Annotated in this window: 12 protein-coding genes and 1 riboswitch; of the genes, 8 read left to right on the top strand and 4 right to left on the bottom strand. The window is 55.5% G+C overall.

Annotation, left to right across the window (positions count from 1 at the left end):
- The first annotated feature begins 31 nt into the window (after positions 1–31).
- From ascF to AC6I8C_RS19570, 6 genes are all read left to right on the top strand, one after another.
- The gene (gene ascF, locus AC6I8C_RS19595) at positions 32–1498 is read left to right on the top strand and encodes a PTS cellobiose/arbutin/salicin transporter subunit IIBC (protein WP_497823494.1); all 1467 of its coding nucleotides are present in this window, start codon (positions 32–34) and stop codon (positions 1496–1498) included.
- 36 nt (positions 1499–1534) lie between these two features.
- A complete protein-coding gene (locus tag AC6I8C_RS19590; protein WP_497823493.1) occupies positions 1535–2965 on the top strand; it encodes a 6-phospho-beta-glucosidase in 1431 nt (476 codons plus the stop codon).
- A gap of 105 nt (positions 2966–3070) precedes the next feature.
- A riboswitch (TPP riboswitch) is annotated at positions 3071–3173 on the top strand.
- 69 nt (positions 3174–3242) lie between these two features.
- Positions 3243–3944, top strand: coding sequence for a thiaminase II (tenA, locus tag AC6I8C_RS19585; protein ID WP_497823492.1), 702 nt, complete (start codon positions 3243–3245; stop codon positions 3942–3944).
- On the top strand, positions 3941–4681 hold the full coding sequence (locus tag AC6I8C_RS19580) for an ABC transporter ATP-binding protein (RefSeq protein ID WP_497823491.1): 741 nt from the start codon (positions 3941–3943) through the stop codon (positions 4679–4681). Before tenA ends, AC6I8C_RS19580 begins: the two co-directional genes overlap by 4 nt.
- Entirely contained in the window at positions 4678–5433 is a 756-nt protein-coding gene (locus AC6I8C_RS19575; protein ID WP_497823490.1) for an ABC transporter permease, read from the top strand. Before AC6I8C_RS19580 ends, AC6I8C_RS19575 begins: the two co-directional genes overlap by 4 nt.
- 23 nt (positions 5434–5456) lie before the next feature.
- Positions 5457–6392: an ABC transporter substrate-binding protein gene (locus AC6I8C_RS19570; RefSeq protein WP_497823489.1), complete on the top strand. Its 936-nt coding sequence runs from the start codon at positions 5457–5459 to the stop codon at positions 6390–6392.
- 36 nt (positions 6393–6428) lie between these two features.
- Here the strand turns inward: AC6I8C_RS19570 and AC6I8C_RS19565 are convergent, their stop codons facing one another.
- Both AC6I8C_RS19565 and AC6I8C_RS19560 read right to left on the bottom strand, forming a co-directional pair.
- Complete coding sequence (locus tag AC6I8C_RS19565; protein WP_497823488.1) at positions 6429–8201, bottom strand: putative bifunctional diguanylate cyclase/phosphodiesterase; 1773 nt, start codon at positions 8199–8201, stop codon at positions 6429–6431.
- 152 nt (positions 8202–8353) lie between these two features.
- Positions 8354–9580 carry an FAD-dependent oxidoreductase gene (locus tag AC6I8C_RS19560; RefSeq protein WP_497823487.1) on the bottom strand — a complete coding sequence of 409 codons (1227 nt, stop codon included), beginning with the start codon at positions 9578–9580 and terminating at the stop codon, positions 8354–8356.
- A 164-nt stretch (positions 9581–9744) separates the two neighbouring features.
- Between AC6I8C_RS19560 and AC6I8C_RS19555 the strand changes: the two genes are divergently transcribed.
- Complete coding sequence (locus tag AC6I8C_RS19555; protein WP_497823486.1) at positions 9745–10053, top strand: YicS family protein; 309 nt, start codon at positions 9745–9747, stop codon at positions 10051–10053.
- Positions 10054–10147: 94 nt separating this feature from the next.
- A complete protein-coding gene (clcA, locus tag AC6I8C_RS19550) occupies positions 10148–11536 on the top strand; it encodes a H(+)/Cl(-) exchange transporter ClcA (protein ID WP_497823485.1) in 1389 nt (462 codons plus the stop codon).
- 19 nt (positions 11537–11555) lie between these two features.
- Here the strand turns inward: clcA and AC6I8C_RS19545 are convergent, their stop codons facing one another.
- Both AC6I8C_RS19545 and AC6I8C_RS19540 read right to left on the bottom strand, forming a co-directional pair.
- Complete coding sequence (locus AC6I8C_RS19545; protein ID WP_013196415.1) at positions 11556–12080, bottom strand: phenolic acid decarboxylase; 525 nt, start codon at positions 12078–12080, stop codon at positions 11556–11558.
- 195 nt (positions 12081–12275) lie between these two features.
- The gene (locus AC6I8C_RS19540; RefSeq protein WP_497823484.1) at positions 12276–12776 is read right to left on the bottom strand and encodes a VasL domain-containing protein; all 501 of its coding nucleotides are present in this window, start codon (positions 12774–12776) and stop codon (positions 12276–12278) included.
- Between the last annotated feature and the right edge of the window lie 508 nt (positions 12777–13284).

Raw genomic sequence — 13284 nt, 5'->3', positions numbered from 1 at the left:
TAACCGATTTACCCTACAGAGAAGAGCGATCATGCCCATGAACTATGCCGAGGTGTCACGCGCCATTGTCGATGCGCTAGGCGGCCTCACCAATATTGAAGCTGTCACTCACTGCATGACGCGTCTGCGGTTTGTGGTGAAAGATGAAACTCAGGTCGACTATCCTCGCCTTAAAGCGATTAAAGGTGTCATGGGCGTGGTACACAACGACACGCAGTGCCAGGTGATCATCGGGAATAACGTTTCACAGGCATACCAGGCGGTACTGGCACTGGGATCGCCCGGTGGGGTAACCACTGAACCGGTGAAACGCAAAATCACCCTGCGAGGCATCGGCGCGGGCATTCTGGATGCGCTGGTGGGCACCATGTCGCCGCTGATCCCAGCAATTATTGGCGGGTCGATGGTTAAGCTGCTGGCGATGATCCTTGATATGGCGGGCGTGTTTGAGAAAGGCTCGTCAACGCTGGTGATCCTCAACGTGATTGGCGACGGCGCATTCTTCTTCCTGCCGATTATGGTGGCCGCCTCTGCAGCGCTGAAATTCAAAACCAATATGTCGCTGGCGATCGCGATTGCTGGCGTACTGGTGCATCCCAATTTTGTTGAGCTGATGGCAAAAGCGGCACAGGGTCAGCCAGTAGAGTTCGCTTTCATTCCGGTCACTGCGGTTAAATATACCTACACGGTGATCCCGGCACTGGTGATGACCTGGATCCTCTCCCACATTGAGCGCGGCGTAGACCGTATTACACCCGCCGTTACCAAAAACTTCCTGAAACCGATGCTGATTGTGCTGATTGCTGCCCCTATTGCGATTGTGCTGATTGGTCCGATTGGCATCTGGATCGGCAGCGGAATTTCGGCGCTGGTTTACACCGTGCATGGCTATCTTGGCTGGCTTTCCGTCGCGATTATGGGTGCCATCTGGCCGCTGCTGGTGATGACCGGGATGCATCGTGTGTTCACGCCGACCATCATCCAGACCATTGCCGAAACCGGCAAAGAGGGCATGGTAATGCCGTCAGAGATTGGTGCCAACCTGTCGCTGGGCGGATCGTCGCTGGCGGTGGCGTTTCGCACCAAAAACCGTGAACTGCGCCAGACGGCGCTGGCAGCGGCGGCTTCAGCCATTATCGCCGGTATTTCTGAACCGGCGCTGTATGGTGTGGCGGTTCGTCTTAAACGTCCGCTGATTGCCTGTCTGATCAGCGGTTTTATCTGCGGCGCGGTCGCGGGCATTGGCGGGCTGGCCAGCCACTCAATGGCCTCTCCCGGCCTGTTTACCAGCGTCCAGTTTTTTGACCCCAGCAATCCCATGAGTATCGTCTGGGTCGGTGCCGTCATGGTGTTGTCTGTCGTGCTGTCATTTGTGCTGACGCTGCTGTTAGGGTTTGAAGATATTCCTGAAGCGGAAACTGAAACGAAATCCGAATCCGCGACCGCCGCGAAACCTGCGCCAGTTACTGAACACACCAACGCGATTAATAGCCACTAAAGTAAAGGGTCACGCTGACCTGGAAAAGAGGATTGCATGTCTGAGTCAAGGTTCCCGCAAGGGTTTTTATGGGGCGGCGCGTTAGCCGCCAACCAGAGTGAAGGCGGTTTTCGTGAGGGCGGAAAGGGCTTAACCACCGTCGATATGATCCCGCATGGCCCACACCGACTGGCGATCAAGCTGGGTCTGGAAAAGCGCTTTACCCTGCGTGATGATGAATTTTATCCCAGCCATGATGCCATCGATTTCTATCACCGCTATCCGGAGGATATCGCACTAATGGCGGAAATGGGGTTCAGCGTGTTCCGTACTTCCATTGCCTGGAGCCGCCTCTATCCCAATGGCGATGAACTGACACCCAATCCGGAGGGCATCGCTTTTTACCGCGCGGTGTTTGAGGAGTGCCGGAAATATAATATCGAACCGCTGGTTACGCTCTGTCATTTCGATGTGCCGATGCATCTGGTGACCGAATATGGCTCATGGCGCAATCGCAAAATGATCGACTTCTTTGCGCGCTATGCCCGCAGCTGTTTCGAGGCGTTTGATGGCCTGGTGAAATACTGGCTGACCTTCAACGAGATCAATATTCTGCTGCACAGCCCGTTTTCCGGGGCGGGTCTGGTGTTCGAACCGGGTGAAAACAGGGAGCAGGTGAAGTATCAGGCGGCACATCACGAACTGGTCGCCAGCGCACTGGTCACGCGAATCGCGCATGAAGTCAATCCGGCGAATCAGGTCGGCTGTATGCTGGCTGGCGGCAACTTCTATCCGTGGTCCAGCAAACCGGAAGATGTCTGGGCAGCGCTGGAAAAAGATCGTGAAAACCTGTTTTTCATTGATGTGCAGGCACGTGGTGCCTATCCGGCTTACGCTGCGCGCGTGTTCCGGGAAAAAGGCGTCACGCTTGAGATCGCTGACGGCGATGCCGAAATCCTGAAAAATAGCGTCGACTTTGTCTCGTTCAGTTATTACGCCTCTCGCTGCGCCTCGGCGGAAATGAACGAGCAGAACAGTAGTGCTGCTAATGTGGTGAAATCCCTGACCAATCCCCATTTGCCACGCAGTGAGTGGGGTTGGGGCATCGATCCGCTGGGCTTACGCATCACCATGAATATGATGTACGACCGCTATCAGAAGCCGCTTTTCCTGGTAGAAAATGGACTGGGCGCGCGCGATGAAATCGATGCGAATGGCGAGATCAATGACGACTACCGCATCAGCTATCTGCGCGAGCATATCCGCGCCATGGGCGATGCCATAGAGGATGGTGTCCCGGTGATCGGCTACACCAGCTGGGGCTGCATCGATCTGGTTGCCGCCTCAACCGGTGAAATGAGCAAGCGCTACGGTTTCGTCTACGTTGACCGCGACGATCTGGGCAACGGCACGCTGGCGCGCACGCGAAAGAAATCGTTCTGGTGGTATAAGAAAGTGATTGCCAGTAACGGGGCAGATCTTGCGTGACATTGTCACATAAAAGTCATATCTGAATGACCTGTCCCGCATCAGCCGTGCCGGAGCAGAACGCTCACGCATACATTGTGCTCCGGCAATAATTGTCGTATAACGAATGCCTCCGAGGGGTGTCCTGTAATGGGCTGAGATGGTGCAAGCCGAACCCTTTGAACCTGATCTGGGTCATGCCAGCGAAGGGACGGGTCGGCAGATTTTTCTGCCCTATCTCCTGCACTATCCCCTGTTCCAGACCGTATGCCCGGATCTCCCTGCTACTGGAGATCCTATGTTACATCCGCTTTTCAAAACCGGCTTTTATGGACGTCTGCGCCAGCAGGCGGGCACGCAATGGCACGATTATGTCAGACACAATTTTGTGCAGCAGCTCGGTCAGGGTACGCTGCCACCCGCCGCTTTCCGCCACTATCTCACCCAGGATTATCTTTTCCTGCTGCACTTCGCCCGTGCGTGGGGGCTTTTGATCAGCAAACTCTCAGAACCGGCTGCATTACGCAGCGCGACGGCATCGCTGAACGCCATTATCAGCGAACTGCCGCTGCATCTCGTTTACTGCCAGCAATGGGGCATCAGCGAAGAGGCGATGGCGAGCGAAACGGAGGCAATGGAAACGCTTAATTACACCCGTTACGTGCTGGACGTGGGTCACACCGGAGATGCGCTGGAGCTGATGATGGCGCTTATGCCATGCGTCGCCGGTTATGCGGAAATCGGCCTGAGGCTGCTGGAGGATCCCGCGACCCGCTTCGAGGGCAATCCTTACGCGGCATGGATTGATAATTACGGTGATGAGTCCTACCTGGCGGGCGTCGGTTCTTCACTGATGCTGTTTGAAACTCTGGCTCAGCAGCGCGCCGGTGAACAGCGTATTAACTCACTGTCGGAGATATTTACCACCGCAACCCGACTGGAAGCGGCATTCTGGCAGATGGGGCTTAATTATGCTGACTGTCTGCAGGTCAGCTCATGACGCTGATGAACACTGCCGTGCCGCCGGGTATTTCCGTTCGCCAGCTCTGCCTGACGCTGGATCAGCAGCAGCTGTTCAGCGAGCTTAATCTGGAAATCGCGGGCGGTGCATTTACCGCTTTACTGGGTGCCAGCGGCGTGGGTAAAAGCAGCCTGATGCGGGTGATTGCCGGTCTGACGCCGCCCACTTCGGGACAGATTAACGGCAGCGATGGTCTGCCGCTGGCCGGGCGCATCGCCTGGATGGGTCAGCAGGATTTGCTCTATCCGTGGCTGACGGTGGAACAGAACGTCTGCCTCGCCAGTCGTCTGAAAGGTGAGAAAGCCGATCGCGACCTGGCGCAGCATCTTCTGGCGCGGGTGGGCCTGAGCCACTGTGCCCGTGCGCGACCTGCAACACTTTCGGGCGGCATGCGTCAGCGGGTAGCGCTGGCGCGTACCCTCTACACCCGTCAGCCGATTGTGCTGATGGATGAGCCCTTCTCCGCGCTGGATGCACTGACCCGCACGCAGATCCAGACCCTGGCGGCAGACGTGCTGGCCGGGCATACCGTGCTGCTGATCACTCATGATGCCGCGGAAGCCTGTCGCCTCGGTCATCACCTGCTGGTAATGGGTTCAGCAGGCATTGAAACCTGCCCGCCACTGCAGGGCCAGCCACCGCGGGCAGCAGATGACATCAGCGTGATTCAGAGTCAGGCCGCCTTGCTGAAACAGCTAAGCAGGCTGGCCGGATGAGATTACGTTTCGCCGCGCTTCGCCGTGGAGTCATGCTCTCAGCCGGATTAATTGCGCTGTGGTGGCTCGCCACGCTCACTTCCGTTCCGGCCTTTCTGCTGCCCTCGCCCGCTGCGGTTGCTACTGCACTGTGGGACAACGCTGGCTATCTCGGCCATCACAGCCTGATAACCCTGACTGAAATCCTCAGCGGTATGGCGCTCGGCGTGCTGCTGGGTGCGGTGCTGGCACTCGGGATGACCTTTTCGCCGTGGTTACAGCGCTGGATGATGCCGCTGGTGATCACCAGCCAGGCGATTCCGGTATTTGCCCTGGCACCGCTATTGGTGCTCTGGTTTGGTTTTGGCATGAGCGCCAAAGTCGCGATGGCGGTACTGGTGATCTTCTTCCCTGTTACCTCCGCCTTTTTTGATGGCCTGCGTCGCATCACCCCTGGCTATCTCGATCTGGCTCGCACGATGGGCGCTTCACGCGCATCGCAACTGCGCCATGTCCGGCTGTTAGCCGCACTGCCCGCCCTGGGTTCGGGCTTGCGGATGGCAGCCGCCGTCGCGCCCATTGGCGCCATCATAGGTGAATGGGTCGGATCGGCTGAAGGGCTGGGCTACGTGATGCTGAATGCCAACGCCCGCATGCAGAGCGATCTCTGTTTCGCCGCCCTGTTTATTCTGGTGCTGATGACACTGACCCTCTGGCTGATCATCGATCTTCTGCTTCGCTGCCTGATTACCTGGGCTCCCGAGCCACACTGACGACCCTACTAATGAGAAAACCTATGACTAAAACGCCCCTGATTGTCCTGCTGTTCAGCGCCACCTTAGCCTCGCAGGCTCAGGCAATGGAAAAACTGACGCTGGTGCTCGACTGGTATATCAATCCCGACCATGCACCCATTATGGTGGCGCAGCAAACCGGAGCGTTTGCGGCAGAGGGTCTGGAGGTTAACATTGTGCCACCTTCCGACCCCGCGCTGCCGCCGCGTCTGGTAGCCGCTAAGCAGGCGGACTTAGCGATAACGTATCAGCCGCAGCTGCATTTTTTCGCCGACCAGGGCCTGCCGCTGATGCGGGTGGGCACGCTGATTAATACGCCGCTGAATACGCTGATGACGCTGGACAAAACGGTGAGAAAACCAGCGGACTTAAAAGGAAAACGCATCGGCTATTCCGTCAGCGGTATTGAAGAAGCAACGCTGGCGACGATGCTGAGCCATGACGGAGTCAGGGCCGATCAGGTAAAGCTGGTTAACGTCAATTTTCAGCTCACCAGCGCCCTGATGACCGGACAGGTTGATGCGGTGATTGGCGGCTACCGCAATATCGAAGCTCTGGAGATGACGCTTGCTCGCAAAGATCCGGTGGTGCTTAACGTCGAGGATTATGGCGTGCCGGCCTATGACGAGCTGATTATCGTTGCTAACCGCGATGAGGCGCATTCAGAAAAAATCAAAAAGTTTCTGCGGGCACTGAAGAAGGGAAATGCCCAGTTGCAGGCACATCCTGAAGAGAGCTGGCAGGCATTTGCACAGGCGCATCCGGAGCTGAATACAACGCTAAACCATCAGGCATGGCAGGCTACGCTGCCGCTATTCGCCGCCGATCCGGCCAGACTGGATCGCGCACGCTATCAGACTTATGAGCAGTTTTTGTTTGATAATAAGTTGATTAAGCACATCACTCCGGTTGAGCGTTACGCCATCGGCAGTGAGTGACCAGCGCGCCCGCAGCCGGTGCTGCGGGCGGGTTGACTAGCGTGACTTCTGATAAAGCCAGTGTTCAATGTCGCTGGCTGGCAGCGGTTTTGAAAAGAAGTAGCCCTGAATCTGATCGCAGCCGTAGGTTTTCAGCAGTCCCAGCGTGGCTTCTGCTTCCACACCTTCGGCCAGCACGGTGTAATTCAGCTCTTTCAGCATCCCGATGATGCATCTGACGATGATTTTGGATGCGTCGTCCTCGCCCATACGCGAGATCAGCGATCGGTCGATTTTAATCACATCCAGCGGGATATCCTGCAGATAGCTGATATTGCTGTAGCCAACGCCGAAATCATCCAGCGAGATCACAAAGCCATGCGATTTCAGCGCTTCCAGCCCTTTAATCGCCACATCGCTTTTGGTGATCAGTTCATTCTCCAGACACTCAATACCCATAATCGAATTAGGTAACTGTGCCGCCGCTAATTTCGCCACCAGCTGGTCGGCAAAATCAGGCCTGGCGAAATCGCGTTCACTGACGTTGATCGAGACCGGAATCAGGTCGTATTCGCGATTCCAGCGCGCCAGTTGCTCAACCGCATGATCAATAACCCAGTTGGTCAGATCGGAGATCAGGTTGGTTTTACCCGCTAGCGGAATGAACTCTGATGGGAAGAGCTCACCCCGCTCAGGATGATTCCAGCGAATCAGCGCCTCCAGCCCGACCGTTTTACCTGTTTTGAGACACACTTTGGGCTGCCAGGCGAGATACAGCTCTTCATCTTTCTTCAGCGCCTGAGCCAGATCGTTCATGATCATAAAGTCATCGGTGCGCCGCGAGTCGTAACTCTCATCAAACGACATCACACTGATGTTCTCATCAATCGCTTCATGTAGCGCGCTGACGGCCTGACGTACCGTTTCGTTGGCATCCATCAGTCCCGGTACAAACTCTGTTTCGCCGGTAAAGACATCCAGATCGAGCGTGATATTTTCCGCCAGATCGGCCCGCATGCCTTTGAACAGATCGATTATGTTATGCGCTGAATAACGGCCTGAGTAGGGCTGCACAATGGCAAAACGGCCAGGGGCAAATGTGTAGAGCGTCTCGTTTTCCGGCAGATTGAGCCGCTGTGCGGCATCCTGTGCCATCTGCCTCAGCAATTTCTCCATCAGTGCAATGCCGACCGCGCGGGAAAGCTCATACATGCGAATAATGTCGAGACAGTCGATAAGAATCAGGCGAAAACGGCTGTGGGGCGCGGTAACAGTCAGTTGCTGCAGATCACGAATCAGGCGTGGCCGGTTCGGCAGGTGCGTTATAACGTCGGCAAAACCCGCATTGTTCCAGGCATCCAGAAAAGAGGTTACCAGCGTCGCCAGTGAGCGCAGCGTAGCGAGTTTCTCATCCGCAAAGGGATGAGGCTGTGTATCGGTTACGCAGAGTGTTCCCAGCATCACGCCGTCGAGGTTTTGCAGCGCCACACCGGCATAAAAACGAATATGCGGGTCGCCTTCCACAAAGGGGTGCGTCACAAAGCGTTCATCCAGCAGGGTATCAACCACCACCAGATGTCCCTCACCATCAATGACGTGGCGGCAGAGAGACTCATCACGGGTCGATTGTTCAAGATCGAAGTTCCGTGCTGCTCTTATGTATTGATTATGATCGTCAATAATGGAAATGAAGCTGCCCGAAATACCCAGCACCTGACTGGCGAGATTCACAAATCTCTCCAGCACTTTATCCCGTGTTTCATCCGGCGACAAAAGTGCCTTGATCGCACTCAGACGTTTTACGTCGCTGCCATTTTGCTCGTTATGCACTGAAACCTCTCCTTTGCAGGCGCAAAAATCGAAATAAATTTAGCTTAATAATGCTCAATTAGCGCCCAATTATCAGATAAATAGCGGCTCAACCTGACAGTACTTTCACAGCGAAACAGTGTCGCACGATATCTGATCGCTGTCGAAATCATTTAACGCTCTTCTTTCATCCGCGCAACCTGCGGCGACTCCGTCCTGAAGCCAAGACCGATCAGGCGACCCAGCACAAAACGCAGAAACGGCAGGCGACGGATAATCGCCGGAACCTTACTGCTGCCAGTGGGTTTTCTTCTGGCTTTGTTGCGGCTCATTTTAATCTGCAGAAACTGCGTGGCGACAGTGGGGAACTGACGACGCTTCTGCACTTTTTCCAGATCGCGCAGTTGCAGTTCACCCCGTTTCAGTGGGGCGGTAAGGAGGTTCGCCGTCGCCACTGCATCCTGAATCGCCAGATTAACGCCAACCCCGCCTATTGGCGACATGGCATGCGCAGCATCACCAATGCAGAGCACGCCAGGTTTCGCCCACTTATCCAGTCGGTCGATACGTATCGACAGCAGCTTAAACGCCTCCCAGCTTTCGATTTCCGACATGCGCGTCGCCTCAAAAGGCGACACTGCCGCCACGTCTGCTTTAAACGCGTCGAGACCGGCGGCCTGTTTCGCCTCAAACTCCCCTTTTGGAATGGTCAGACCGCACTGCCAGTAGTCGCCACGATCGATAACGATGAAGTTCTGCTTCGGCCCTTTATGCCCCATGCCCAGCTCGGGATCCTGCGGCTGCTTACTTAAGCGGAACCAGATAACATCGCGCGCGGCGCCAAATTCCTGTCCGATCAGCCCGGCCGCGTCGCGCACGCGCGAATGGCGACCGTCCGCACCGACCACCAGTTTGCAGCGAATATGCAGCTGCTGATTGCCGCGTGAGGCCGTCACGCCGCTGACCGTGCCATTTTCTTCGTTCAGCGACTCGAAGGCAGTAGACTGCAGCAGGCTGAAGCCCGGATAGCGGGCACTCTGCTCTGCCATATAGTTCAGGAAATCCCACTGCGGCATGAAGGCAATAAAACGACACTGAACCGGCAGACGTGAGAAGTCGGCCATCGTAATGCTTTGTCCTGCAATTTCTGCCTCAAGCTTTTCGGCTCGCTGATGCGGCAGCGTCAGGAAAGATTCCAGCAGTCCGAGCTGATGCATTATTTCCAGCGTCGAAGGGTGGATGGTGTCTCCGCGAAAGTCGTGAAGAAAGTCAGCGTGCTTTTCGATGACGACTACGCGCAGGCCTGCGCGCGCAAACAGATAACCCAGCATTAAGCCGGCCGGGCCACCGCCGACGATACAGCAGTCAGCGGTAAGAATTTCAGTGGAATGTGGCTGCATGTCAGCTCCCTGTCGCGCCAGTATTGCTATGATTATTGCGTCAACCGTGGCGACATTGCTGCACCAGGTCGATGGTGCTGTGCTCAGGCTAATTACGCAATGCGATTAAACTCAACTGAAACTGCCGAAGAGCCTTTCCTGTCCTCAGCAGTCAGGAGATCATCATGAACGTGATCCGCAATACGCTGTTTATGCTGCTGTCAGTATGCCCTATGCTTGTGGCCGCCGGGCCCTATGAAACGCTGCAGTTTACACTGCGTCAGCAGCAGATAACCGACGATCTGCGCCAGAAGTGCCAGTTACCGCCAGCCTTCTCCGATGAAAAACTGCGCCAGACGTTTCTCAATGACAGGCAGAACCTGCAACAGAATCAGCTCACGCTAACCGCCGCGGCTCAGGCGCTGAAAAACCAGAACAACCCAGCCTACCGCGAACGCATGGCGCAAGTGGTTTGTCCACCGCAGACCGATTAACTCTTTTCCCGGCTGAAATTGATCCTGACGTTTGTTTTCACCTTATCACTCAGTAAACTGGCACGCTGGTCTGGTTGAACAAGAATGCCTCTCAATGAATGAAGAATCACCGCAGCCGGTTTACGTTCCCCGTTCCCTCGCGGCGCGCAGCCGGATGTTTCGCGCCCTGCTCTATCGGGATAAAACGCCGCTGGCGATGCTGTTTTGCGCCGCGCTGGTCGGTACGCTGGTCGGTCTGGCGGGCGTAGCATTTGCCCGGGCCGTTGAAGCAATACAGCAGTGGCGTGCCGATACGCTTATCCCCGCGCAGTTTCAGGGCTGGATGCTTTACGCCGCCGCTTTTGCCATTTCGGCCTTGCTGGCGATGGTCGGCTATTTTCTCGTCAGACGCTTTGCGCCCGAAGCGGGTGGTTCCGGCATTCCCGAAATTGAAGGGGCGCTTGAAGAGCTGAGACCTGTGCGCTGGTGGCGGGTGATTCCGGTGAAATTTTTTGGCGGCATGGGCACGCTGGGTGCCGGAATGGTGCTGGGCCGTGAAGGCCCGACGGTGCAGCTGGGCGGCAACATTGGCCGCATGGTGATTGATGTTCTTGGGATGCGCAGCAACGAAGCGCGTCATACGCTGCTGGCAACGGGCGCGGCTGCGGGCCTGGCCGCCGCGTTTAACGCGCCACTTGCGGGCATACTGTTCATCATTGAGGAGATGCGTCCGCAGTTTCGCTATAACCTGATTTCGATAAAAGCGGTGTTTACCGGTGTCATCATGGCGAGCATCGTATTTCGCTGTTTCAACGGCGAACAGGCGGTGATCTCCGTTGGCAAACTGGCTGATGCGCCAGTGCAGACACTGTGGATGTATCTGGTGCTGGGTATGATCATCGGCATGGTCGGCGTGCTGTTTAACCGCCTGATATTCATAACGCAGGATCTCTTTGCCCGCGTTTATGCCGGCAAAACGGCACGCGTGGTGCTGGCGGGTGCATTGCTCGGCGGCGGCTGCGGTATTCTGGCGCTGCTGTTCGCACCTGGCGCAGGCGGCGGCTCAGAACTGATTCCGCAGGCGGTTCATGGCGTGTTCCCGTTCACCCTGCTGCTGCTCATCTTCATGGTCAGGCTGGTCACTACCCTGCTCTGTTTTGGCTCAGGTGCGCCGGGCGGTATTTTTGCGCCGATGCTGGCACTGGGAACGCTGCTCGGGACAGCTTTTGGGGTAGCGATGACGGACCTGTTCCCGTTGTATCATCTGGACGCAGGGACCTTTGCGATTGCGGGGATGGGCGCACTGTTTGCGGCTTCGGTAAGGGCACCGCTCACCGGGATCGTGCTGGTGCTGGAGATGACCGATAACTATCAGCTGATATTGCCGATGATTATTACCTGTCTTGGGGCTACGCTGCTGGCGCAGTTTCTGGGGGGAAAACCACTCTACTCATCCATACTGGCCCGCACACTGGCACGCCAGGCAGAAGCGACCCGCCCATAGCGGCGGGTCGTACTATCAGTTACTTACCATCAAAATAGTCAGCAGGCATCTGCCCCGGTGCCTGATTGATCACTTCATCGTTATCCGGCCCTTCGTTTTTCATGTAAGTCACTTTCGCAAACTCAGGAATGATCACATAAGGATAAGCCGGGCCTTCGTCGCGGAAGCGGTGCATATCTTCAATGAAGTCATTCTGATAGCAGATGGTTTTTTCCGGATGCTGGCCTTCCCCGGCGATCCACTGTGGGAAGAAAATAGTGCCGTGAAGAAGAGTGCGATTCAGATCAAACAGCAGGCTGACGCAGGTGCCGGTGGGTTCATGCCAGTCTACTTTGTAAATGCCGGGCGCAAACTGCACTGCGTGCATTTTCTGGTTAGTCACCCAACGACCACCCACCAGCCCCTGATGAATACGGTAGTCGCAGGTTGTTTCATTGCGCGCGTACCACTCATATTTCCAGCCATTATCATAGGTATAAACAAAATGTGTGCCAACGAACTGAGACAGGTCGCTGGAGATATCTTCCGGAGATTCTGTTGACATTTTAACCTCTGTTATTTAGCGCATAACCTATGCGCCGATGGATTTAATAAAAGCTAAAGCGCAATTAATCGATGAATATTGACTATGGCGCAGATTATCGATTTTGCCATAAGCGACCCGGCAGACATTTGATCCTCCCAGTGCTTATCGCTGTACGCCATCACTCTGGCTGTTTTTTAATCAGCGCATAGCGGTTCAGCAGCTGAGTAAACTGCATATCAACCTGCACCAGCTGTGCTGCTCTACCTGATGCCGCACTTTCTGACTGCTCCAACTATAGAGCTGCTCTTCGAGAGGAACTGAGCGGCTGAAGTTCTGCGCTATCGAGAACACCATCGACTTCAGTTTCGAGCCGGTGAGATACCTGCCTTTGCGCTCATCAAGCATATTCAGGCGGTGTGTCAGTGCCTGCAATCCTTCCATCCCCTGATGCCAGCCGGATAATGATTCTGTGGGTCGCGCGTTTCCCATAAGGTACTGCTGCCACTGCGCTTTTAACGTCTCTGTTTCGCCAGGTTCAGCTCTGTCGGCGAGCACAAAACCATACTCCTGTCGCCAGAATGGCGGCAGCTTGCGTGCGCATCGGCGATGGCCGGTACGGGACTGACCGGCTGCGGAGCAACTTTTTGCCAGCTCCACAGGCCGTTCGCACCCAGAACCAGCATGGTCAGCATACCTGCAGCAAAAGGCCGCCATGCCTGCGAGGGGGGTGAAACCTGTGGTATCTCCGGGTTCGCTGGCACCTGATCCGCATCAGCTTCAGTCGAAGCAGGCTTTATTGACAGTTTCGTGGCTGCATCCCCGCTGACGGTCGCTGGCTCGATTCTGGCGGAATAATTAGCCAGCGGTGTTGGTTTTGCTGAGATATGCACGACGTTAACGTTGTCGATGATTTCGGGCAGACGCTCATCGTGATCACCGTCACTGCCAGTGGGAAATGTTGAAAACGGCTTACCGTGCCATGAAAAATTTCTGCTCTTAAACATTGAGTGATGAGCAGAACCGGGGTCAGAAGCGAGTGCATTCCATTTACTGGCGATATGACGCGGTGTAGGAGCATGAATCTAAAGAATAATTTTCAGATAAACACGCATGGCGCGAGTTTAAAAAACAGCGGCCCATCTAATGGAAATGTTAAAATGTAAATAGTTATTTCACAGAGTGCGCTACCTAAAAACCTGGCACTGATCTGATTTATAGGAGG

Source organism: Pantoea sp. X-Soil-YNGN-844 (assembly GCF_059730595.1).
The sequence above is the reverse complement of the archived record's forward strand: the minus strand, read 5'-3'. Positions and strand labels throughout refer to the sequence as shown.

Coding starts and splice junctions, on each gene's coding strand:
- ascF (WP_497823494.1), top strand. CDS start 32: ATGCCCATGAACTATGCCGAGGTGTCACGCGCCATTGTCGATGCGCTA.
- AC6I8C_RS19590 (WP_497823493.1), top strand. CDS start 1,535: ATGTCTGAGTCAAGGTTCCCGCAAGGGTTTTTATGGGGCGGCGCGTTA.
- tenA (WP_497823492.1), top strand. CDS start 3,243: ATGTTACATCCGCTTTTCAAAACCGGCTTTTATGGACGTCTGCGCCAG.
- AC6I8C_RS19580 (WP_497823491.1), top strand. CDS start 3,941: ATGACGCTGATGAACACTGCCGTGCCGCCGGGTATTTCCGTTCGCCAG.
- AC6I8C_RS19575 (WP_497823490.1), top strand. CDS start 4,678: ATGAGATTACGTTTCGCCGCGCTTCGCCGTGGAGTCATGCTCTCAGCC.
- AC6I8C_RS19570 (WP_497823489.1), top strand. CDS start 5,457: ATGACTAAAACGCCCCTGATTGTCCTGCTGTTCAGCGCCACCTTAGCC.
- AC6I8C_RS19560 (WP_497823487.1), bottom strand. CDS start 9,580: ATGCAGCCACATTCCACTGAAATTCTTACCGCTGACTGCTGTATCGTC.
- AC6I8C_RS19555 (WP_497823486.1), top strand. CDS start 9,745: ATGAACGTGATCCGCAATACGCTGTTTATGCTGCTGTCAGTATGCCCT.
- clcA (WP_497823485.1), top strand. CDS start 10,148: ATGAATGAAGAATCACCGCAGCCGGTTTACGTTCCCCGTTCCCTCGCG.
- AC6I8C_RS19545 (WP_013196415.1), bottom strand. CDS start 12,080: ATGTCAACAGAATCTCCGGAAGATATCTCCAGCGACCTGTCTCAGTTC.
- AC6I8C_RS19540 (WP_497823484.1), bottom strand. CDS start 12,776: ATGGCGGCCTTTTGCTGCAGGTATGCTGACCATGCTGGTTCTGGGTGC.